This window comes from Rhodococcus sp. 27YEA6 (assembly GCF_044908235.1).
GTDB classification, from domain to species: domain Bacteria; phylum Actinomycetota; class Actinomycetes; order Mycobacteriales; family Mycobacteriaceae; genus Rhodococcus_F; species Rhodococcus_F qingshengii.
The window spans coordinates 1-21,051 of the sequence record NZ_JBIYCY010000014.1 but is presented as its reverse complement, the minus strand read 5'-3'; the positions used below and the strand labels follow the sequence as shown (position 1 = coordinate 21,051).

Annotated in this window: 21 protein-coding genes, 1 tRNA gene and 1 other RNA gene; 12 read left to right on the top strand and 11 right to left on the bottom strand. The window is 60.9% G+C overall.

The features are described 5' to 3' along the window. Nucleotides 1–8: 8 nt before the first annotated feature. Genes ABH939_RS26115 through ABH939_RS26105 form a run of 3 tightly spaced genes read right to left on the bottom strand, consistent with a single transcriptional unit; the run spans nt 9 to nt 3,018 of the window. Nucleotides 9–1,061 (bottom strand): 3-keto-5-aminohexanoate cleavage protein, encoded by a 1,053-nt coding sequence (locus ABH939_RS26115; RefSeq protein WP_003943988.1) that lies wholly within the window; start codon nt 1,059–1,061, stop codon nt 9–11. A 52-nt stretch (nt 1,062–1,113) separates the two neighbouring features. Next, nucleotides 1,114–2,013, bottom strand: coding sequence for a TauD/TfdA family dioxygenase (locus tag ABH939_RS26110; RefSeq protein ID WP_007731564.1), 900 nt, complete (start codon nt 2,011–2,013; stop codon nt 1,114–1,116). Between the two features lie 30 nt (nt 2,014–2,043). Then, complete coding sequence (locus tag ABH939_RS26105; RefSeq protein ID WP_058227143.1) at nt 2,044–3,018, bottom strand: quinone oxidoreductase; 975 nt, start codon at nt 3,016–3,018, stop codon at nt 2,044–2,046. Between the two features lie 200 nt (nt 3,019–3,218). Between ABH939_RS26105 and ABH939_RS26100 the strand changes: the two genes are divergently transcribed. Then, nucleotides 3,219–4,223: an AraC family transcriptional regulator gene (locus ABH939_RS26100; protein ID WP_007731570.1), complete on the top strand. Its 1,005-nt coding sequence runs from the start codon at nt 3,219–3,221 to the stop codon at nt 4,221–4,223. Here the strand turns inward: ABH939_RS26100 and ABH939_RS26095 are convergent. Then, nucleotides 4,216–5,262: a YeiH family protein gene (locus ABH939_RS26095; RefSeq protein WP_081305321.1), complete on the bottom strand. Its 1,047-nt coding sequence runs from the start codon at nt 5,260–5,262 to the stop codon at nt 4,216–4,218. The genes ABH939_RS26100 and ABH939_RS26095 overlap by 8 nt on opposite strands. 101 nt (nt 5,263–5,363) lie before the next feature. Here ABH939_RS26095 and ABH939_RS26090 point away from each other — a divergent pair, with 101 nt between their 5' ends. Next, entirely contained in the window at nt 5,364–6,272 is a 909-nt protein-coding gene (locus tag ABH939_RS26090) for a LysR family transcriptional regulator (RefSeq protein ID WP_003943906.1), read from the top strand. Between the two features lie 7 nt (nt 6,273–6,279). Here the strand turns inward: ABH939_RS26090 and ABH939_RS26085 are convergent, their stop codons facing one another. The 4 genes from ABH939_RS26085 to ffs form a co-directional block, all read right to left on the bottom strand. Beyond that, nucleotides 6,280–6,861 (bottom strand): HhH-GPD-type base excision DNA repair protein, encoded by a 582-nt coding sequence (locus tag ABH939_RS26085; RefSeq protein WP_003943868.1) that lies wholly within the window; start codon nt 6,859–6,861, stop codon nt 6,280–6,282. 18 nt (nt 6,862–6,879) lie between these two features. After that, a complete protein-coding gene (locus ABH939_RS26080; RefSeq protein WP_064073546.1) occupies nt 6,880–8,235 on the bottom strand; it encodes a glycosyltransferase 87 family protein in 1,356 nt (451 codons plus the stop codon). Between the two features lie 98 nt (nt 8,236–8,333). Next, entirely contained in the window at nt 8,334–9,626 is a 1,293-nt protein-coding gene (locus tag ABH939_RS26075) for an aminotransferase class I/II-fold pyridoxal phosphate-dependent enzyme (RefSeq protein ID WP_003943985.1), read from the bottom strand. 41 nt (nt 9,627–9,667) lie between these two features. Then, nucleotides 9,668–9,767, bottom strand: an RNA gene (gene ffs, locus ABH939_RS26070) — signal recognition particle sRNA small type. 136 nt (nt 9,768–9,903) lie between these two features. Between ffs and ABH939_RS26065 the strand changes: the two genes are divergently transcribed. From ABH939_RS26065 to ABH939_RS26055, 3 genes are all read left to right on the top strand, one after another. Further along, nucleotides 9,904–9,991 (top strand) — tRNA-Ser (locus tag ABH939_RS26065). 532 nt (nt 9,992–10,523) lie between these two features. Further along, nucleotides 10,524–11,615, top strand: a complete 1,092-nt coding sequence (locus ABH939_RS26060; RefSeq protein ID WP_404650367.1) for a Fic family protein — start codon at nt 10,524–10,526, stop codon at nt 11,613–11,615. Between the two features lie 228 nt (nt 11,616–11,843). Then, nucleotides 11,844–12,662, top strand: coding sequence for a pentapeptide repeat-containing protein (locus ABH939_RS26055; RefSeq protein WP_328599760.1), 819 nt, complete (start codon nt 11,844–11,846; stop codon nt 12,660–12,662). 35 nt (nt 12,663–12,697) lie between these two features. Here ABH939_RS26055 and ABH939_RS26050 read toward each other — a convergent pair whose 3' ends face one another. Continuing rightward, nucleotides 12,698–13,006 (bottom strand): DUF6191 domain-containing protein, encoded by a 309-nt coding sequence (locus ABH939_RS26050; protein ID WP_007731580.1) that lies wholly within the window; start codon nt 13,004–13,006, stop codon nt 12,698–12,700. Nucleotides 13,007–13,140: 134 nt separating this feature from the next. On the opposite strand from ABH939_RS26050, the gene ABH939_RS26045 reads away from it, so the two are divergent. Together ABH939_RS26045 and ABH939_RS26040 are read left to right on the top strand one after the other, a co-directional pair. Next, complete coding sequence (locus ABH939_RS26045) at nt 13,141–13,812, top strand: response regulator transcription factor (protein WP_007731581.1); 672 nt, start codon at nt 13,141–13,143, stop codon at nt 13,810–13,812. A 39-nt stretch (nt 13,813–13,851) separates the two neighbouring features. Further along, complete coding sequence (locus ABH939_RS26040; RefSeq protein ID WP_404650366.1) at nt 13,852–14,631, top strand: helix-turn-helix domain-containing protein; 780 nt, start codon at nt 13,852–13,854, stop codon at nt 14,629–14,631. 22 nt (nt 14,632–14,653) lie between these two features. Here ABH939_RS26040 and ABH939_RS26035 read toward each other — a convergent pair whose 3' ends face one another. Together ABH939_RS26035 and argE are read right to left on the bottom strand one after the other, a co-directional pair. Then, a complete protein-coding gene (locus ABH939_RS26035) occupies nt 14,654–15,943 on the bottom strand; it encodes an MFS transporter (RefSeq protein WP_404650365.1) in 1,290 nt (429 codons plus the stop codon). 26 nt (nt 15,944–15,969) lie between these two features. Beyond that, nucleotides 15,970–17,157 carry an acetylornithine deacetylase gene (argE, locus tag ABH939_RS26030; RefSeq protein WP_404650363.1) on the bottom strand — a complete coding sequence of 396 codons (1,188 nt, stop codon included), beginning with the start codon at nt 17,155–17,157 and terminating at the stop codon, nt 15,970–15,972. Between the two features lie 111 nt (nt 17,158–17,268). Between argE and ABH939_RS26025 the strand changes: the two genes are divergently transcribed. The 5 genes from ABH939_RS26025 to ABH939_RS26005 all read left to right on the top strand — a co-directional run. Then, nucleotides 17,269–18,336 carry an Lrp/AsnC family transcriptional regulator gene (locus tag ABH939_RS26025; RefSeq protein WP_042447822.1) on the top strand — a complete coding sequence of 356 codons (1,068 nt, stop codon included), beginning with the start codon at nt 17,269–17,271 and terminating at the stop codon, nt 18,334–18,336. Between the two features lie 51 nt (nt 18,337–18,387). Continuing rightward, the gene (locus tag ABH939_RS26020; protein WP_007731584.1) at nt 18,388–18,948 is read left to right on the top strand and encodes a TIGR03086 family metal-binding protein; all 561 of its coding nucleotides are present in this window, start codon (nt 18,388–18,390) and stop codon (nt 18,946–18,948) included. Between the two features lie 51 nt (nt 18,949–18,999). Beyond that, nucleotides 19,000–19,608, top strand: coding sequence for a TetR/AcrR family transcriptional regulator (locus ABH939_RS26015; protein ID WP_019746515.1), 609 nt, complete (start codon nt 19,000–19,002; stop codon nt 19,606–19,608). A 1-nt stretch (nt 19,609) separates the two neighbouring features. Then, entirely contained in the window at nt 19,610–20,506 is an 897-nt protein-coding gene (gene gluQRS, locus ABH939_RS26010; RefSeq protein WP_054780786.1) for a tRNA glutamyl-Q(34) synthetase GluQRS, read from the top strand. A gap of 255 nt (nt 20,507–20,761) precedes the next feature. Continuing rightward, the coding region (locus tag ABH939_RS26005) for an EAL domain-containing protein (protein WP_404650362.1) at nt 20,762–21,051 on the top strand (290 nt) is incomplete at its 3' end.

Below are 21,051 nucleotides of genomic sequence, written 5' to 3'. Positions count from 1 at the left end.
GTGTGAACTCAGGCGTGCTGCGTGAATCCCAGCTGGCCGATACGGCGGTTGGGCGCGTAACCCAGCTTCGCCAACGTCTCGTCGGTGTCGGCATACGTCTCGCCGATCCGGTAGATGTCCCGAGCTTCCTTCGCGGTAGCCACCTCGCGGCCCAATTCGCCTGCAATGCGCACCAACTGCTCGATCTGCTGCACCGACGTCATCTTCTCGCCCTTGCGGCCCCAGATGGTGTCCTCGTTGCCGCAACGAGCGTGCAAGCCCATCGCGATGGCCATCGTGTTCACCGGCAGGACGCTACGCATCAGCGTTTCCAGCGTCAGGCACGCACCGTCGGGAACACGCTGGACGAAGTTCATCATGTTGTACGGGTTGGGGCCGTCGAAGCCACCGCCGATTGCGACCCACGTGAGGTTGACCGGACCCGTGTAGATGCCGCGTCGGATCAACCGCTCCACCGTTTCGAGCTGCGGAATACTGGACAACTGGAAATGCGGCTGGATTCCAGCGGCCTGCAACCGGCGCAGGTGCTCTGCCACCCACTCCGGACCGGCGGGCACAGTCATTTCCCGATACGTATCGGCCAATTCCGGACGCTGCATCGACGTACCCGCGATGTCGTCGTCGGTCATCAGTTCCATGATGTTCATCTGGCTGGTGTTGATCGCGATCGTCACCTGATCGGGAGCCGGCTCCAATTCCGCCAGCATGTGACGCACGTCGTCGGACAACCACTTCGCATCGGCACCTTCCCCCTCCGGGGCAAACGAAATCGACCCGCCGACCTGCAGAATCATCTCGGGAACGGCCTCACGCAAGCGACCGAGAAGCTCGTTGAACTTCGACAGACGCTTCGAGCCCTTGCCGTCGAGTTCACGCACGTGGATGTGGAGAACTGTGGCACCGGCGTTGAAACAGTCGACGGCTTGCTGGACGTGCTCGTCCATCGACAGAGGGAGGTCTTCTGCAAAATCGTCCGGCTCCCACTCCGGTCCGTAGGGAGCAACGGTGATGACAAGCTTGTCCTGGGTTTCGGGGAACAGTGAATCGTCGTGGAAATGCATAGCGTGACTCCGATCGAGTGAATGAATTTATCTTCGGGGCTGGGAAGAGAGATCAGAACGGTGCGTCGCCGATGATTCCGGCGCGCTCCATCTTTCGAACCGCGGGCCAGTAGTCCTGCACCGCGTAATGCTGTGTCGAACGGTTGTCCCAGATCGCGACGCTGTTTTCGGTCCAACGCCACCGAACCTGGTACTCGGGAATCTGAGCCTGGCTCGCCAGGTAAGTGAGCAGATTCCCGGCGCCGGGGGCGTAATCGATTCCATAGCGGACGTTCTCGGGCGTGTGATAGTTCACGAGGTGTGTGGCGAACGAATTGACGAAGAGAATCTTCTCGCCGGTCTCCGGATGTGTTCGTACCACGGGATGTTCGGCGTCGGGAAAGCGTTCCTTCAGCTGGTGCCGCTGTTCGATCGGCATCCGAGCGCCGAAGGTCGACTCGATACTGTGCCTGGCACGCAGATCCTTGATCTGCTCCTTGACCCGCGCCGGCAGATTCTCGTAGGCGAGTGCCATGTTCACCCAAATCGTGTCGCCGCCGACAGGAGGTGTTTCCACACAACGCAATACACATCCCATGGGCGGGTTAACGCGCCAGGTGGCGTCGCAGTGATATGCATTCTCGAAATGCTCCGGCGGGCTGTCCAGATCCTTGTAGATGCGGACCAGGCCCGGGTGGTCGGGGTCGCTGCCCAGAGCCGGATGATCCTCGAGTTCACCGAATCGCTGGGCAAGTTCTACGTGCTCGGCTTTGGAGAAGGTCTGGTCGCGAAAGAACAGAACCTTGTGTTCGAGCAACAATGCCTTGATTTCGGCGAAGAGTGCATCATCTCGCGCGACCTCGCCGAGATCCACCCCGGACAACTCTGCCCCGATCGAACAGGTCAATTTCTCGACGCGGATCGTATTCCTCGACGAGGGAAGGTTTTCTGTGAGCGTTGCGGTGTTGGTCATGACAATTCCTCTGGGAAGTGCTGTTTCGGTTCAGACGGAGAAGACGGAGGAACCGATACTGCGACCGGACTCCATGTCGTGGTGCGCACGCACCGCATCTTCGAGGGGGTACCGCTGGTTGATCTCGATCTTGATTCGCCCGGACTCGACGTGTGAGAACAGTTCGCCCGCCAGTTCGGCACGTTCTTCGGGATCCGCGATGTAATCGGCGAGAGCCGGACGTGTGAGGAAGAGTGATCCCTTGACTGCCAACTGCATTGCCTGAATCGGCGGAGTCGGTCCGGACGCCGTTCCGAAGCACACCAGCAGCCCCCGCCTGGCAAGGCAATCGAGAGAGATGTCGAACGTGGATTGCCCGATACTGTCGTAGACAACCGGCACGCCGACGCCCCCGGTGATCTCCTTGACACGCGCGACGACGTCCTCGCGGGTGTAGATGACGACTTCATCGCAACCGTGAGCTCGGGCAACGCTCGCCTTCTCGTCGCTCGACACCGTTCCGATCACATTGATTCCCAACAGTTTTGCCCACTGGGTGAAGATCAGTCCAACCCCGCCCGCCGCAGCATGTAGCAACACGGTGTCTCCCGCTTTCAATGGGTAGATGCGACGTAGAAGGTAGGCGGCAGTCAGTCCTCGCATGGTCATGGCGGCCGCGGTGTCGAAGGCGATGCCGTCGGGTAGCGCGATCAGGTCGGACGACGCCATGATCCGCTCGGTGGCGTACGCACCCAGCGGACTGCCGGTGTAGGTCACACGGTCCCCCACTGCAAAATCGACTACTCCCTCGCCGATCTCTTCGACCACACCCGCGCCCTCGACGCCCATCCCGGCAGGCAATTGCGCAGGATAGAGGCCACTTCGAAAGTAGGTGTCGGCGAAGTTCAACCCCACCGCTTCATGACGAACCCGAACCTCTCCGGCGCCCGGTCGTCCTACCTCGATCTCTTCCCAACGCATGACGGACGGTGTGCCGATCTCGTGGAACCGAATGGCGTTTGCCATCATTGCTCTCCAATTCTGTGGGCGGGCTCGACTCGATTACGGTCGAGCAGTATTCGCACGCAACAACTTCCAGAAGTCGGTGCTCGGCTTCGTGGTCGTGCCGAACTGATGTGGACAAAACTATGTGAGATCCGGCTCACATGCTTAACTTGACGAGACACACAACACAACATTTCGGGACATCGAGTAAAGGGGGACCTATGAAGCCACTCGCCCGCTACGCGTCACTGAACCGATACGTCGACCTGTGCCGAACAGTGGACGTGGACGCTGTGGCCCTCATGAGAAGTGTCGGCCTGAGCCCGGCAAGCCTGGCGAACCCCGACCAATGGGTACCGGCCGCCTCCATCGCATCGCTCCTGGAGCGATCGGCAGCGGAGTCCGGACACGAAGACTTCGGGCTTCTACTCGCCGGCCTGCGTCGACTGTCCAATCTCGGCCCCCTCAGCTTGGTCATCAGGGAAGAGCCAGACGTCAGGAGCGCACTCGACGTATTGATGCGATACGAGCACACGTACAACGAGTCATTACGCATTCGATTGAACGAGGTCAACGGACTCGCCACCCTGCGAATCTCGCTCGAGGTCGGCGAACCGGTCGACACCAGACAGAGCGTCGAACTCGCAGTCGGCGCGACACTGCAGATCCTGCGGAGTTTCCTGGGTTCTCGATGGCAACCGGTCAGCGTGGGATTCACGCACAATGCCCCGAAAGACACGAGCACGCATCGGCGAATCCTCGGCGAGACGGTGGAATTCGATCACGAGTTCACCGGTATCGTTTTCTTCGCCGCCGACCTGGATGCGGCTAACCAACTTTCCGACGAGTTACTCCGGCCGTACGCTCGCCAGTTCCTCGACTCGCTTCCCGCCTCGGAAACCTCCGATACCCTCAGCCGCACCAAGGAATTGATCGAAGTTCTGCTTCCGACCGGCCGCTGCTCTGTCGAGCAGGTGGCACGCAGTCTCGGATTCGACCGGCGGACACTGCACCGTCATCTCGCCGAATCCGGAGATACGTTCACGGCCGTTCTCAATTCGGTTCGAAGCTCCCTCGCGGAACGATTTGTCTCCAACCCTCGCTATTCGTTGACCGAAGTGGCTGTGCACCTCGGGTTTTCGACGCAGGGTAGTTTCTCGCGCTGGTTTCGCACTCAGTTCTCGATGAGCCCGAGCGCGTGGCGGACTCAGCGCTCGATCAGCTGACCAGCACGACTCCGACGTAGGCGATCGTTGCCACCCACACAGTGGAAATCGCGGCCAGCACGAATGGCCGGGCGCCAACTCCACGAATGACGCTCAACCGCACCCCCAGCCCGAGTGCGAACATCGCGGCCGCCAACAGCGCCGTCTGCACCGTCTTCGCCAGCCCCAGAAGCTCATCCGGCAAGATGCCCGTGGAGCGCAAGCCCATGCAGCCGATGAATGCCACGACGAACAACGGAATCAGCGGGGGACGCTTGGCGGCAGTGCTGTCGACCATCCTGCGTTGCCGGATACTCAGAAATGCCATGACCGGCGCCAACATCAACACGCGCGCAAGTTTCACCACGGTCGCGACACCCAACGCGGTGGCGCCGAGAGCGCTGCCGGCAGCCACCACTTGCGCCACTTCGTGGATCGACCCACCGGCCCACATGCCTGCACCGACCTCGTTCATACCGAAAGCGTTGGCCAACAGTGGGATTGTCGGAATCATCAGAGTTCCGAAGATCACCACCAACGCAACAGCGGTGAGCAACTCTTCCTCTCGCGCATTCACCACACCGTCCGCAGCAGCCACGGCGGCAGCGCCACAGATCGAGAAGCCGCAGGCAATCAGAATTCTCTGCGACCAACTCAATCCGAGAAGTTTTCCGGCATACATGGTCCCGGCGATACCGAGGAACACAATCGCCACCACTACGGCGATCACTCCCCAGCCCAAACCGACGATGTCGGAGAATATCAATTGCAGCCCGAGCAGAGCGATACCCACCCGAAGTAGCCGTTTCGCCGAGAATGCCAGGCCAGGTTGGAATTTCGCCGGCAAAGAGACGGTATTCGCCAACACCGCACCCGCCACGATCGCAATCAGCAACGGACTCACGGCGGAGGTGAACTGACCGGCTATCAGCGCGACCGTGGCCCCCAAGGCGCACAACGCAACTCCGGGCACCAATGCAGCCACACTGGACCACCGTCGTACTTCTGACGAAGGTGCGACTGCGGGTTTCTCGGCCACGGACTTCACATCACGGTTCACTCATCCAGCGTCCTTGAGCCACCATCGCTCCGGTAGGGCGATTTCTACCATCACGGCATATCAAATCGATATGAACGTGAAGTTCGGTATAGCCTGTTAGCATGACCAGACGGTGGCCCGACCTCACCACTCTCGAGCTACTCATCGGCATCGATGATCACGGAAGTCTCAGTGCGGCAAGCCGTTCAGCAAACATTGCGCAGCCGAATGCCAGCCGCGCCGTCAAAGCCCTCGAGCGGCAGCTCGGGATGCCACTCATACACCGAAGGTCGACGGGGGCGACTTTGACTCCGCAGGGGACCGTCATCGTCCACTGGGCGCGCCGCGTCCTCGCCAACTCGAGGCAGCTTCTCGACGTCGCCGAAGGGATGCGGACCGAACGATCCGCGGAATTGACCGTGTGTGCCAGCATGACCGTCGCCGAACATCTGATTCCGGCCTGGCTCGGTATCTTTCGGTCACTACATCCTGGTGTCACCGTCCACCTTCAGGTCTACAACTCGACCCGCGTCCTCGAGGCTGTCGAGGTGGGAATGTGCGACCTCGGATTCGTCGAGTCACCGACCGTTCCGAAGAGCCTGTCCAGCGTCACCGTCGCGCGTGACTCGCTGGTCGTGGTCGTTCATCCGGATCATCCATGGGCGCGTCGACGAAAGCCGCTGACCGTCGCCGAACTGGCAGCGACGCCGCTGCTGGTGCGCGAGCCCGGATCGGGAACCAGAACGACTCTCGACCTGGCGTTACACGAATACGAGCGCGGTGCACCGTTGTTGGAACTGGGTAGTTCGGCCGCGATTCGAACCAGCGTGCTCGGTGGCGTCGGCCCGGCGGTACTGAGCACGCTGGCCGTCGAGGACCAGGTGAAGCAGGGAGAACTTCGGGTGGTAGCCGTCGAAGGCTTGGAACTCGACCGATCCCTGCGCGCAGTGTGGCGTCCCCCGCGTCAGCTCGAGGGTCCCGCAGGAGACCTGATGAAAGTAGTGCGTGCGAGCGGGTCCCGGAAATCCTGAAAGCGGCTTACTTCTTGTCGGCCTTCGCTGCTGCCTTTGCGGCCTTCTTGAACTCGCGGACCTCGAGCAAAGACTGTTCGTCGACCACGTCTGCAATCGAGCGCCTCGAACCTTCGAGCCCGTAGTCGCCGGCCGCTTGGCGCCAACCTTTCGGCTCGACGCCGATCTGTTTTCCGAGCAACGCCAGGAAGATCCGGGCTTTCTGATCCCCGTAACCGGGTAGGGCTTTGAGCCGCTTCAGCACTTCCTTGCCGTCGGGATTTCCCGAAGTCCAGATCGCCGCGGTGTCGCCGTCGTAGTTCTCGACGATGAACTGGCACATGAGCTGGATACGCTCGCCCATCGACTTGGGGAATCGGTGCACAGCCGGAGGCTCGGCACAGACGGCGATGAACTCGTCGGTGTCCATGTCGGCGATACGCCTGACGTCGATACCGCTGAGCCGATCCGCCAGCTTCTTCGGACCGAGGAAGGCCGTTTCCATCGGAACCTGTTGATCGAGAAGCATTCCGATCAACAACGCCAACGGGTCCTCGGCGAGGAGAGCATCAGCTTCGGGGTCACCGACAAGGTTCAGTTGAAGTGCCATGAGTCCGATACTGCCACGTCAGGCGGCAGTTGTGACCGGCGCCGACGCATCCGGGGCCGGAATCTTCCACTTCTTCCAGCCGAACAGAACCACCGTCGAGACCGCGGCAAGCGTGAAGACCCAGAGGTAGACGCCGACGGTCGGAATCCGCAGATACTCGGGCGGCACGAACATGAACAGGCCCATTCCGATGAAGCGATCCGTACCCGGAATGACCGACGGGTCCCACCAGGTGTGAGACCAGTTCAAGACCGGGAGCAGGAAAACGAACGGCGCCACCCACGCCCAGCGCTTCTTCGACACCATCGCGTAGTGCGCGGCGAGGACGACCAGCGGGACGAACCACACCCAGTGATGGCCCCACGAGAACGGCGAGACAGTGGTCGCAGTCAACCCCGTCATGGTGAGGCCGAGCAATTTCTGGCCGTGCCGGTGAGCAATCCACGCGGCACCGAGTCCGAGGCATACCGCCAGCGCACTGAAGACTAGGACCAGGACCCGCGACGGCGTCGGAGTGTGAGTGAGCTGAGCGATCAGACCGGACACGGACTGGTTGCTCGGAGCATCCGTCGGTCCGACGCGTTCGCTGTCGACAAGAGTGCCGGTCCAGTACTTGTACGCATCGTTGTAGATCACGACGAAGCCGATCGCAACGGTCGCAGCGAACGTCACGACGGCCGTCACCAACGCACGCCATTGACGAGTGATGAAGAGGTACGCCCAGAAGAAGGCCGGAGTGAGCTTCACGCCGGCGGCGATGCCTGCCCCGATTCCTCGGAGCCGACTCTTCTCGTCCCGACCGAGGTCCCACACGATCAAGAGCAGCAGGAAGATGTTGATCTGCCCGAGCCAGAGCGTCGTACGTATCGGTTCCATGAACAGAAAGATCGTCGTCGCCAACGCACTCACGGCGTACGCCTTCACGTCGAGCCGATAACCGAGGTACTTCCAGCACAACAAGATCACTGCGAACAACGCAGCGATGTTCAAACCCGTCCACACAACAATCGCCTGTTTGAACGAGAGCACCGCCCACACCGTGAACAGCAAAGCCGCAAACGGGGTGTACGTGAACATCATTCCGTCCAGGACTGGCCCGTCGTACAACGGAAGGCCCTGAACCACAACGCTGCCGCCGTGGCGGTAGACGTCGAGATCGAGGAAATTTTCGAAGATCCCCCAGTACCGCGTATTCATCGGCACGGCGAAAAGAACCATCAGCACGGACGCGACTGCCAGAACACCGAGTACAGAGAATCCGAGAACACCGACACGGAGGGTGCGTCGCGGTATGTCAGCTTCGATGACCGACTCTGATTTCGCGGTGTGCGCCTCGAAAGAAGGCCCATCCGAAGCGTTGATCGCGCCCGTCACTACAACCTCCGGGATTTACACCCTATGTCGGGAATTGATGCTCCGAACGGTACAAGACAAGACCGAAAAGTACCGACCGGGCACGCCGCTTCGAGAACTCAGATCTCGGAGAGACGCGATTCGGTAGCTGCGAGCAGAACACACGTAGCCACGCCGTCCATGGCAACTTCGAGTTCAGCCTTGGACGGGAAGCTCGGGGCCAACCGGATGTTCCGGTCATCCGGATCCGTGCTGTACGGGAAAGCCGACCCGGCAGCGGTGAGCGCGATACCCGCGTTCTTCGCCAGTTCGATGACCCGCTTGGCCGTGCCGTCGACCACGTCGAGGCTGATGAAGTATCCGCCCTTCGGCTCGGTCCAAGACGCGACCTTCGATGCACCGAGACGATCCTCGAGGATCCGCAGTACGAGCTCGAACTTGGGCGCGAGGAACGCGCGATGCTTCTCCATGTGCGCACGAACGCCGTCGGCATTGCCGAAGAAACGCAGGTGGCGAAGCTGATTGACCTTGTCCGGTCCGATGCTCTTCTTGCCCAGGAACTTCTGGTACCAGGCAAGGTTTTCCGCCGAGCTACCGAAGAAGCTCACACCAGCGCCGGCGAAAGTGATCTTGGACGTCGACGCGAACACGAGCGGACGGTTGGGGTGTCCGGCCTCGGCTGCCATCGAGAGAATGTCGTAGGAAGGCGCAGTCTCGCCGACAAGCGGATGTACGGCGTACGCGTTGTCCCAGTACAGGCGGAAGTCGGGCGCGGCCGTCGGCATCGACGCGAGCGTACGGACAATTTCTTCGGAGTACACGGCACCGGTGGGGTTCGCGTAAACCGGAACCGCCCACATGCCCTTGATCTGCGGATCTGACGCAACAAGTTCGGCGATCTTGACGACATCCGGGCCGTCGTGGTTCATCGGCACCGCGATCATCTCGATGCCGAGGGACTCGGTGATCGCGAAGTGGCGGTCGTAGCCCGGTGCCGGGCAGAGAAACTTGATCTTCTCTTCCTGTGCCCACGGCCGGGCCGAATCCGGTGTGCCATGAAGCAGTGAGAACACGACGTTGTCGTGCATGATCTCGAGGCTCGCGTTGTTTCCGGCGAGAAGGTTCGCAACGGGGATACCCAGCAGCTCGCCGAAGATGGCGCGCAGTTCCGGCAGACCGGTGAGTCCGCCGTAGTTACGGCAGTCGGTGCCGCTTCCGTCACGGAAATCACCGTCGCCGGGCAGCGTCAGCAGCTCTGCGGAAAGGTCGAGTTGTTCCGGGGAAGGCTTACCGCGGGTCAGATCGAGTGCGAGCTTCTGCGCCTGGAGCTGCGTGTACTTCGCGCTCTGGCTCTCATGCTCGGAGGTGAGTTCTTCATGGCTCATCAACCCGATCTGGGTTTGGATAGGCATCCGGAGCGGCCTTTCACCGACGAGGCGGGGTCGGGTATGTGAAAAAATAGAGGACCCCGCGCACCCGGCAGAGCCCGTTGACCCTTGCTGCCTTCCGGCCCTGGGGGAGTTCACAGGATGCGCGCCGCGCGGGATCCAATGAACAGTGTAGACGGCTTTCTCCGGCCGCTGCACACCACCTACCGGGGCCGAGATGCAAACCTCGAGTTCCACCGGTTCTTCGCAGGTCAGGTACCCGTTTAACGCTTCGCGCCCGCAATTGGGTATGCTGCTCCACGGAGGATTCGCCTAGTGGCCTATGGCGCTCGCCTGGAACGCGGGTTGGGTTAACGCCCTCAGGGGTTCAAATCCCCTATCCTCCGCCAAAGGAACCCCTGTGAACTGCCGAGAAGCGGTTCACAGGGGTTCTTTTCTGTCCTCATGCAACGAGTAATGCAACAGGGTCTCGGTTCAGCTCGATGTTCTGCGAGCTCAGACGGTCTGCCGACTCGTGGTGGTTTCGATCCCGCAGCGCGCCGAATCGGAATGCTGCTGCGTGATTTCGAGTGGCCCGCCGATGGCCCGAACCCGATTCGGGAAGCTATGGCCACATCTGCTCCTGCAGCCCGCGTTGGTCATGAAATGACACCCGTGCCGCAAGTCTTATTTATCCAGATCCCATTCTGGATAAGATAGGCATGGAAAGCAAGGCGGCAATATAGCGTGGATACAGGGAGAGACCAGATGGCGTACAGGACGTTGAAATCGATCTTTCACCAACGAGATCGTGCTGGTGCCGATGCTGAGGAGCGAGCGCGACGCGATTCTCCCGCCGCCGTCCACTGGGACCTACTGATCGGCGAACACTCGACGTTCGCACTGATGACACCCGAAGTCGCAGCGCTGATCGAACGGATCATGAGCTTCGAGCCGAAGATCCGGGCTGAGTGGAACGGGCTGCCGGCCCTCGCGCGCACCCACTACCTGTATCGCATGGTGATCGACGAGATCCAGGCAACGAACGAGATCGAACAGGTCCGCTCAACCCGGAAGGAGATCAGCGAGGCAATCGAGATGGTGTGGGCGGAGCAACCCCTCGCGAACAAGCGGTTCGCCGAGATGGCGCGGCTCTATCTCAATATCGGCAACGACCAGGCCGAGAGTCCGCAGACGCTCGACGACATCCGAGACGTCTACGACGCGGTAACTCGGGGCGAGATTCGCGACGAGGACGCCCCCGATGGGAAGCGGTTCCGGCAAGGGCCAGTATCGATCACGTCAGGAATCAAGGTCGTGCACACCGGTGTGGTACCCGAGTCAGCGATCGACGACGCGCTGACCCTCATGCTGAGCCAGGGGGGCGACGACTCGATTCCACGACTGATCAGGGCAGTGGTCGCGCACTTCATCTTCGAGTACACGCACCCGTTCTACGACGGCAACGGCCGAACCGGACGCTACCTTCTCGCGCTGGACCTTCGACAGGTGTTGGCTCCGTATGCGAGCCTGGCATTGTCGGCGACCGTCGCCGACAACAAGGATCGTTACTACAAAGCATTCTCTGACGCGGAGAATCCATTGAACCGCGGAGATCTGACGCCCTACCTGATCGATATGCTGGAGATCATCGCCGAGGCGCAACATCGACTGCTGCTCGACCTCTCCGAGAGGCGGCATAAGATCGACACACTCGAGGCGCGTATCCGCGTTCTGGTGGAGGATGAGGAATTTCCGCTGAACTTGGGACTCGATCGCGAGTCGACGCCGCCGGTTGATAGCAACCACATCGGCGCAGTCCTGTTCACCCTGGGTCAGACCCACTGCTTCGAGGCGAACCGCGCCATCAAGTTGAACACCCTGGTCGAGGTGGTGGGTCGATCCAGCCAGTTCGCCCGCCCGCGACTTCAGCGCCTGGACGATGCCGGGATCATTGAGACGGTTACGAAGAGACCGCTGCGCTTCCGGCTCACGGCACGGGGGGTATCGCTCCTCGATCTGGATGGGGAGTGATTTTCGCCAGGTCGCAGATGGGCTAGGCGAGCTGGGCCGTCCACCCGATTTTCGACCTACTTCACGAGCGTGGTCCAGAATCACGTCTGCCGGATTGGTACCCCGCAATTGCGCGGGATACGACCTCGGAGCCGCTGGACTTCTTGCTGCCGAACCACGCAATTTCGTTTGACAGACTCACAAACCCGAGGACAGACTTTCCGTCCAACCCAACCATCGGGAGTACGCGTGATTGCCGGCCAGACCAATCTGCTCGCAGATTGCAGCAGTTGCTTCGGTCTGTGCTGCGTCGCACTCCCCTTTTCCAAGTCCTCCGACTTCGCGACCAACAAGAATGCCGGCGACCCCTGCAAGAACCTGCAGCAGGATTTCCGTTGCGGCATTCACACCGGATTGCGAAAGAAGGGCTTCACCGGTTGCACCGTCTACGACTGTTTCGGTGCGGGACAGAAGGTTTCACAGCAGACCTACGACGGCGTCAGCTGGCGTGATGCCCCGGAGACCGCGTCGGACATGTTCGAAACCTTCCCTGTCATACGCCAGTTGCACGAACTGCTCTGGTATCTCGCCGAAGCCCGCTCGCTGAAGCAAACCCACTCGATACGAAAGGAACTCGACGCTGCACTCGCGGAGACGGAAAGCCTGACCAACGGCACACCTTCGCAGATTCAAACCGTCGACGTCTCAGCACACCGAGCGGCAGTCAACACACTGCTCTTGCAGACGAGTAACCTTGTGCGCTCACCGATCTCAACCAAGAAGGGTCGAAAACTCGACCACCGCGGCGCAGACCTCATCGGCGCCAAATTTCGTGGTTCCGATCTACGTGGGGCCAACTTTCGCGGGAGTTACCTGATCGGTGCAGACCTACGCGACTGCGAACTCGATCGAGCCGATCTGATCGGTGCAGACTTACGCGGCACCGACATTCGCGGCACAAAACTCCGCGGCAGTATCTTTCTCACGCAGTTCCAGATCAACGCGGCGATCGGCGATTCGGCTACCACACTTCCCGATTCACTGACCCGCCCCAGCCACTGGGCCTGAACCCGACTGTCAACTCCGTCGACTGTTGACGACTGTCAACTCCGTCGACGGAGAACGACCTTGTTAGCTTCCGGATCGACAGACACCCACGGCGGGTCACCGTCCGTTCCGTCCTCACGATGCATCAATGCGCTCTGACGCTGTTCGAATTCATGATGCTTGGACCCCTGAAACAGGGCAGCAACCTCTTCGAAGCCCGCGGCCGAGACCGGACGAGTCGTACGTCCCCGAGTCCACGGCAGTGCCCGGCCGCCGGTGAGCCGGTTCCAGAGAGTCTCGGCGAAAGCGAACAGGACCAGCAGCACGAGCAAGCCTGGCAGCGTCAACGCGAACAGAGTGCCCATGAAAGAAGTCTAGCGACGAACGCCCCCGGTTCCCTCGACTTCCGATCGGCCGCCCTATGTCTGGTCCCGCGGTTGATGATCTGCCAGAATGCAAGCTGTTACGACTAGTAACACCTTCGGGGGGAGGATTTCACGTGAGCTTGATACTTGCAGCTACCGATCGTTCGGAGCTTGCCCAGACGCTTGGTACCGAATTAATACATTTCGGGCACCAGATACAGCTCGTCCGCACCGGGCGCCGCCTACTCGACGACCTGGACACCGACAGTTTCGATATCGCCGTGATCGATCTCCTTCTGCCGGACATCGACGGCTACGAGATCGCACGGCAGATCCGCTTGCGCAGTTCGATGCCGATCATGATGCTGGTGGATACCTACGAGGACATCGACGAAGCACCACATCGCGCTGTCTCGGACTTTGTGCTGAACCCGATCGATTCTCACGCGCTCGATCTTCGGGTCACCGCAATCCTTCGTGAAACCGCACATCCCGCCCCCGGCAAACACCAACGTCACGGTGACCTGCTCCTCGATCGACGTGCGATGACGGCGACGATGGGCGGAAAGCTGCTGGTCCTCAGCCGGACCGAATGGCGGGTGCTCCTGGAGCTGTCGACCGAGCCTGGGCGCGTGTACTCACGTGATCACCTGATCCGAAACGTGTGGGGTTCCGACCACGAAAGGACGCGTGTGGTCGACGCAACCATTCTCAGCCTGAGGTCCAAACTCGAATCCGATCCCGCGAAACCGAAGTACATCAAAACCATCAGGGGATTCGGATACCGCTTCGGCCCGGTCGACTGAAGTCGCCTTCGTGTCGGTGCCGCTCGATAAGCTCTTGTCATGGGTTGGTACACACCACAATCGGTCGCCCCGGATCTCTCCGACATCCTGGTGTGTGGCTGGACGGCGTGCGCAGAAGGAGAACACCTCCTCGTGCCCGATGCTTGCATAGACGTGCTGTGGATACGCGGCGTCGGCATACGCGTCTGTGGCCCCGAAACCGCTGCATGGTCATTCACTCTTCCGCCCGGAACACGCTCCGTGGGTGTTCGATTCCGCCCTGGATCGGCATCGCCGATGTTGCGAACCTCGGCGTCCGAGCTTCGGGATTCTCGCGCTGACCTCAGCGATGTAACCGACGCACGCACGGAACGAATACTGTTGAACCGCTTGGAAAATTCCGAAGACCACGAACAGGTCTCCATCCTCGAAAGCGCTGTTCGGAGTTGGGTAAGTTCGAGTTTCCGTCACGATCCGGTGATCAACCACGTTCGCACCGCACTGTCCGAACATTCGTGGAATGTCAGCTCTCTCGCCGACGCGGCGGCGCTGACTTCGCGCCAACTCCAACGTCGATGCAACGACGCCTTCGGATACGGCCCTGCAACGCTGCGCTCGATCCTGCGCCTCCAGCGCTTCATGGCGCTCGCTCGCAGTCGACCCGCACTGGGACTCGCTGAATCCGCCGCCCACTGCGGATTCAGCGATCAGGCCCACTTGACCCGTGAATGCCGCCGAATCTCGTCGCTGACCCCGGCGGCTCTACTCCGCACCCAAGCCCCCGACTGGCACGGGTCGGATACCGTTGTCGCGCTGGCGGAGGGAGACGCGGTCGCATGATCGCTACCGCGCTCCCCCGCCGTCACTTCTGACTGAAAAGCGTCCTGGCAGACCACAGCCCGCCGAGGGAGAGCACTGCGACCGTCATGTAGTAGTAACTCGGGGCGTCGAGCGAGCCTGTTGTACTGATCAACCAGGTCAAGACCAACGGCGCGATTCCGCCGAGCAAAGTCACTCCGAGGTTGTACGACAATGACATGCCGGTAGCCCGGATCTCTGCCGGGAACAGCGAACTCATCAAGGCAGGCAAGGGACCGAAGGCAAACGCCATGATGACACCCAGGACCGAAACAACCAGGACGAGGGTCAGAGTCGACGGGTGATCGACCATCAATTTGAAAAGCGGCCAGGCCAAGACGATTGCCGCAACGGCGGCCCAGGTCATAACTCTCGCCGGTCCGACCTGGTCTGCTAGATGACCGATCAACGGCACGGTGATCAAGGTGACCAGTCCGGCGACGATGCCGCCGAGATAGCCGGCCGAGGCGGATACTCCGAGGTTCTTCACGGCAAACGTCGGCATGTACAAGATGAGGTAGATCGAGATAGTCGCGACGCCCACTACCGCGGCCCCGGTCAGCACCCGGCCGAGATGCCTGGTCAGCGTCGTCTTCAGCGGAGCCTTTTCCGGAACGCTCGTCTTGAAATCGTCCGTTTCGTCAAGCTTGGCACGGATGTAGAGTCCGACCGGCCCGACGATGATGCCGAAGAAGAACGGAACGCGCCAGCCCCACGAGTAGAGCGCTTCATGCGAAAGGTGGGTGTTGAGCACGTATCCGAACAGCGATGCCAGGAAAACCGAGGCACCCTGGCTGGCAACTTGCCAGGAAGAGTAGAACGCCTTCTTGTGTGGCGCAGTCTCCACGAGGAAGGTTGTAGCAGTACCGAATTCACCGCCGGCGGAGAATCCTTGAATGAGACGCGAAACAAGGATGACGACGCCGGCCCACGGTCCGATCATCGAGGTCGTCGGCGCCACGGCCATGATGAGCGTGCCGATCATCATCAGCATCATCGTCAACGTCAAGGCGTTCTTGCGCCCGCGACGATCGGCGTAGCTACCGAGAACCATCCCGCCAAGCGGCCGGATGACGTACGAGATCGCGAACGTCGCGAACGTCAGTATCAAACCGAGCGTGTTGTCGCCTCCGGGAAAGAAATTATGGGCGATCACCACTGCGAATGATGCGTAGACGATGACGTCGAACCATTCGAGCGCAGCGCCGAGCGAACTGCTGATCACCGCCTTGCGAGCAGCGGCCAGGCGTTCCGGGGTGACTGTTCCGGAGGTTGGCGTAGTTGCCGTGGACATGGTTTTCCTTAGGGGGTCAGGGTGGGTCAGGCGCGGGCGTGAGCGATGACGTTCCGAACGAACTGCTCGCACTGTGCCAATTGGTCAAGTGTCACGTACTCGTCAGGTGCATGCGCCTGAGTGATGCTTCCCGGCCCACACACGACAGTGGGGATACCGATACTCGCGAACATCCCGGCCTCGGTGGCGTACGCGACCTTTTCGTCCGAGGCCCGACCACCCCATTGTTCGACCAGTGCGGCCGCCGAAGCATTCGCATCCGTCTCCAGGGGAGGAACCGAGGCCGACACGTGCATCGTCACGGAGGCTGACGGGTTTTCTTCCTGCATCAGGTTTTCGATCCGATTCGCCTCGGCGGCAAAGCGTTCGAGCAAATCTGCGGCGCCAGCTGAGCTGATGCTCCTGAATTCGAAAGTGATGGAGCAATCCTCGGGGACAGTGTTCACTGCGATCCCGCCGGATACGAGATTGACCGAACACGTCGTCCAGGCCACGTCGAATGCGTCGTCGTACGGGCCGGACGCACGGAGCTCGTCGGCCGCGCTTCTGACGAATCGAATCAACTCCGCGCCGTATTCGATCGCGTTGACTCCTTGCGGAGTGAGCGACGAGTGCGCCGAAACACCATGCAGATCAACACGTATGACGTTCATCGACTTGTGTGCGCGAATGACCCGCATCTCCGACGGCTCTCCGACGACGCACACATCAGGGCGCAGGTTCCGGGAAACAACCTCCTCGACCAAACCGGCCGCACCGATGCAGCCGACTTCCTCGTCGTAGGAGAATGCAAAGTGAATCGGCTTCGCCAGCGGCCGAGCAACGATGTCGGGGATCGCAGCGACGACGATCCCGATGAACGACTTCATGTCGCACGTGCCACGTCCGTACAGGCTTCCGTCGCGAACGTCGGGCGTGAAAGGGTCGCTACTCCAGTCTTGATCGTCGACCGGCACTACGTCTGTATGGCCGGAGAACATCACACCGCCGGCAGTACTTCCGTCAGGAGGAGTGAACGTTGCCAACAAGTTGAGCTTCGTTCCCTCGTCATCGGCAACAAGTACCGGCTCGACCCCATGGCGACGTAGTTCCGCCGCAATGAGATCGATCAACGGTCGATTGCTCACGGCACTCGTCGTATCGATTCCGATGAGGCGTTGCACCCACTCGAGGCTTCTCTCTGTCGGAACAGCGGGCAACGTGGTCGATGACATCTGGTTTCTCCTTTCACAGCATGAACGCGGTGGGCACTCGCCACCGCGTTCTGCCCTTCGAGCATGAATGAAGTGATCCCAGACACAGTGAAGATGCACGATACTTGCACCATGATCGAAGAAACGCAGGATTCCGCCGTACTGGACGACGTCGACCTCGCCCTGATCAATTGCCTGCAACTCGACCCGCGAGCGTCGTGGCGCACGGTTGGCGACGCGCTCAAAGTGGATCCGGTTACCGTGGCTCGCCGCTGGCAGCGGTTACAGGATTCCGGCACCGCCTGGGTCTCTGCCAGGGCAACCGGCCATGGCCGTCCGGAGTCGTGTCTGGCTTTTGTCGAAGTCGACTGCACGACTTCGAACGCGTTGACGATTGCAGAACGACTTGCCCGCTGGCCGCACGTACTGAGCGTCGAACACACAAGCGGCCCAGGCGACTTGACACTTCTCGTCGAGGTCAGAGACATGGCTTTCCTGTCGCGCTTCCTGCTTCGGTCGCTCGCGTCGGTACCCGGGATCGTCAGTTCGCGTGCACACCTCGTCACCGAGGTCTTCGCGATCGGAGACGACTGGAAATTGCAGGTACTCGATGCCGCGCAGCGAGCGACGATGACAGACCGGCCTGTGCGATACAAATACGCGCCGACGGATCAGCGCCATCACGGGAAGACGTTCGACGCGGTCGATCGCCAATTGATATTGAAGCTGGGCGAGGACGGTCGATCCTCGATTGCCGAGCTCACGGTCGGTACCGGCCTCAGCGAAAGTACGGTCAGGCGGCGACTTGCCGAATTGACGTCGCGCAACCAGATCGTGTTCCGCTGCGACGTGTCTCTACCGCTGTCCGGCTGGCCCCTCGTGACCTGGGTGTGGGGATATGTCGATCCCACGGACCGGTCGACGATTCGTGCCCTGGTGGAGCGAGTGCCGGGAACGCGGGTGTGCATGCGGATATCCGGTGGACGCGCCAACACACTGCTCGCGATCGCCGCACACTCCCTTCGCGAAACTCCCATTACCGAAGTACAACTCGCACAAGAGGCAGCGGGCCTGGTGGTGCTGAACAGGTCAGTGGTGCTGCGATCGATGAAGAGGGTGGGCCGACTTCTCGACGACGAGGGCAAGAGTGCCGGGGTCGTACCGATGGACATCTGGGCGGAGGCCCCGGAGATCGAGTGAATGTCCGAAATAATCAATCATGTCGCGCCGCGGTGGAGAAGGATTGCTGTCATGACTTCAACAGAGATCTCCCCCGCCCAGCGTTATCGGGATCTGGCCGCCGGATTCACGGCGCGGATCGATGCCGTACCCGCCGACCGCTGGGACGACGATTCCCCCTGCGAGGGCTGGACCGCCCGCGACGTGGTGAGACACGTACTCGACAGCGAACGAGACATGGTCAAGGTAGTCGGCCTGGAATTGGCACCCGGTCCGTCGGTCGACGACGACCCGTCGGCAGCCTGGGCGGCCGTCCGCGATTCGATGCAGGAAATTCTGGACGATCCGGCAAAGTCCACCCTGGAATACGACGGGCACTTCGGCAGGACCAACCTCGGGGCCACGGTCGAAGGGTTCTTGTGTTTCGATCTGGTCATCCACGGTTGGGACCTCGCGGCCGCAACCGGCACCGATACGACGATGCGAGACGCGGACGTGGAGTGGGTGTCGGAGATCGCCGCGGGCCTGGGCGAGTCGATCCGCATGAGCGGTGTGTGCGGCCCGGAAATACAGGTTCCGGACAACGCTGACAAAGCAACTAAACTCCTTGCCTTCCTCGGCCGGAAGGCGTGAAAAAGCACCCCTGACGTGGGCATTACTTCCATACGCATGTAATGTCGCGGTATGCCGGAACGCCGAAAATCCTCCACGAGTCCAGACCTGCTTGCGGCGGCATTGTTCGATGTCGCCGCGGAATCCGGACTGGAAAATGCCAGCGTTCGCGAGGTCGCAAAACGGGCGGGTGTCTCGATCGGCGCAGTGCAACATCATTTCTCGACCAAGGACGAGATGTTCGCATTCGCACTGCGAACACTCGTCGATCGATTGTTGACGCGACTGGCCGAATCGTCCGCCGACGCAGACCCGCATACCGCCCTGTTCCAGGCGCTCTCGCAACTCCTGCCCCTCGACGAGCAACGCACGCGTGAGGCGCATGTGCTCGCCGCGTTTGCCGTGCGCGCCGCAACCAGTGAGTCACTCTCCGAAATTCGCCGGACAACCCTGTTCACAATCCGCACCGGCATCTCGACAGTTCTGATCGGCATCGGAACTCCGGAAGCGGAAACCAGAGCGGCACTTCTGCTTTCAACCGTCAATGGATTGGCACTCGACGCACTCGGAAGCCCCGCCATGTATCCGCCGCAGTACCTCGATCACGCTTTGGAAACCCAGATCCGCCTCACCCTGCACGACGCCGAGAACCCGCTCGCCTCCGTCGGGCTCGCCAGCTGACGTGGAAGGAGCAGGACGCTTCGCGCCGAGCCCGTCTGGCGATCTCCATCTGGGAAACCTCCGAACCGCCCTCTTGGCTTGGCTTTTCGCCCGCACCAGCGGGCGCGACTTCCTCATTCGGGTAGAGGATCTCGACCGTGTCCGCCCCGGCGCGATGGAACGACAACTCGACGATCTGCGCAGGCTCGGCCTCACGTGGGACGGCCCAGTCGTATTGCAGTCACACCGTCTTCCCTTGTACCACAAGGCTATCGACCAATTGCGCGAGCGTGACCTGACCTATCCCTGCTTCTGCACACGCAAGGAGATCCTGCAGGCACCGTCAGCGCCCCATGCTCCAGACGGCGCCTACCCCGGCACGTGTCGGAACCTTTCGGAGGCCGAACGCGCCGAGAAATCGGCAAGTGGCCGATCTCCCGCGCTGAGGCTACGGGCCGGCATCGACTCGTTCACCGTCCATGACGAACTGTTCGGCGAGGTGACGGGACCAGTCGACGACGTCGTCCTGCTCCGCGGAGACGGGGTGCCCGCTTACAACCTTGCCGTTGTCGTCGACGACGGTGCACAGAACATCGACCAGGTGGTTCGCGGCGACGACCTCCTGACCTCGGCTCCACGTCAGGCATACCTTGCCCGGCTGCTCGACATCGAACCACCGTCGTACGCCCACGTTCCTCTTGCCTTGAACAGTGAAGGCAAGCGACTCGCGAAGCGCGACGGCGCAGTGACTCTGGCAGATCAACTCGAGGCCGGACGCAGTGCCGAGCAGGTTCTGACGATGATCGCGTCGAGCATCGGTCTCGCCGAACCCGGCGAGGTTGTCACACCACCCCAATTGGCGGATCGATTCGACTCTCGCAAGATCCCCCGGACCCCGTGGATTTTCCCGGCGAAGTAAGTGACGTATCAATCGGTGCCTCGTCGGAACAAAACTACGATTGTCCGATATGACAAAGCCGTCCGCAATAGCTATTCGTTGGCAATTCTCGAATAGTGAAGTACGGTCGAGACTGGCGAAGGAAATTCAGGGCGAGTTGTTCCTGCAAAACCACGCCCGGGATCTGAACCTGGAATCCGACCACAGTACCCACTTGCAGCATCCACGCTGACACGCACGTGCGGCACGGGCGACTCAGGACGAAAAGGAATACGCATGGTCCGCGAGCTTCGCGAGGCACTCGACGACCATCAATTCGAGGTGTTGTATCAACCCCAGGTCAATCTGAACTCGTCAGCAATTATCAGCTATGAAGCTCTTTTGCGTTGGCGCCATCCGCTGCGAGGGTTGATCGAACCTCAAGATTTCATGCGCTCCGCCGAATCCTCTGGGCTCATCATTCCCATCGGGTGTCAATGGCCACGAAGTTCTCCCCGTAGGCGGCCAGTAGTTCTCCCCGCTGGTGGCCACGGGTTCTCCCCGGTGGCGGCCAGTTGTTTTTCCCC

Bases quoted from the DNA above. Each gene is read 5' to 3' on its own strand.
- ABH939_RS26115 (WP_003943988.1), bottom strand. From the start codon at position 1,061: ATGCATTTCCACGACGATTCACTGTTCCCCGAAACCCAGGACAAGCTT.
- ABH939_RS26110 (WP_007731564.1), bottom strand. From the start codon at position 2,013: ATGACCAACACCGCAACGCTCACAGAAAACCTTCCCTCGTCGAGGAAT.
- ABH939_RS26105 (WP_058227143.1), bottom strand. From the start codon at position 3,018: ATGGCAAACGCCATTCGGTTCCACGAGATCGGCACACCGTCCGTCATG.
- ABH939_RS26100 (WP_007731570.1), top strand. From the start codon at position 3,219: ATGAAGCCACTCGCCCGCTACGCGTCACTGAACCGATACGTCGACCTG.
- ABH939_RS26090 (WP_003943906.1), top strand. From the start codon at position 5,364: ATGACCAGACGGTGGCCCGACCTCACCACTCTCGAGCTACTCATCGGC.
- ABH939_RS26085 (WP_003943868.1), bottom strand. From the start codon at position 6,861: ATGGCACTTCAACTGAACCTTGTCGGTGACCCCGAAGCTGATGCTCTC.
- ABH939_RS26075 (WP_003943985.1), bottom strand. From the start codon at position 9,626: ATGCCTATCCAAACCCAGATCGGGTTGATGAGCCATGAAGAACTCACC.
- ABH939_RS26060 (WP_404650367.1), top strand. From the start codon at position 10,524: ATGAGCTTCGAGCCGAAGATCCGGGCTGAGTGGAACGGGCTGCCGGCC.
- ABH939_RS26050 (WP_007731580.1), bottom strand. From the start codon at position 13,006: ATGGGCACTCTGTTCGCGTTGACGCTGCCAGGCTTGCTCGTGCTGCTG.
- ABH939_RS26040 (WP_404650366.1), top strand. From the start codon at position 13,852: ATGGGTTGGTACACACCACAATCGGTCGCCCCGGATCTCTCCGACATC.
- ABH939_RS26035 (WP_404650365.1), bottom strand. From the start codon at position 15,943: ATGTCCACGGCAACTACGCCAACCTCCGGAACAGTCACCCCGGAACGC.
- argE (WP_404650363.1), bottom strand. From the start codon at position 17,157: ATGTCATCGACCACGTTGCCCGCTGTTCCGACAGAGAGAAGCCTCGAG.
- ABH939_RS26025 (WP_042447822.1), top strand. From the start codon at position 17,269: ATGATCGAAGAAACGCAGGATTCCGCCGTACTGGACGACGTCGACCTC.
- ABH939_RS26020 (WP_007731584.1), top strand. From the start codon at position 18,388: ATGACTTCAACAGAGATCTCCCCCGCCCAGCGTTATCGGGATCTGGCC.
- ABH939_RS26015 (WP_019746515.1), top strand. From the start codon at position 19,000: ATGCCGGAACGCCGAAAATCCTCCACGAGTCCAGACCTGCTTGCGGCG.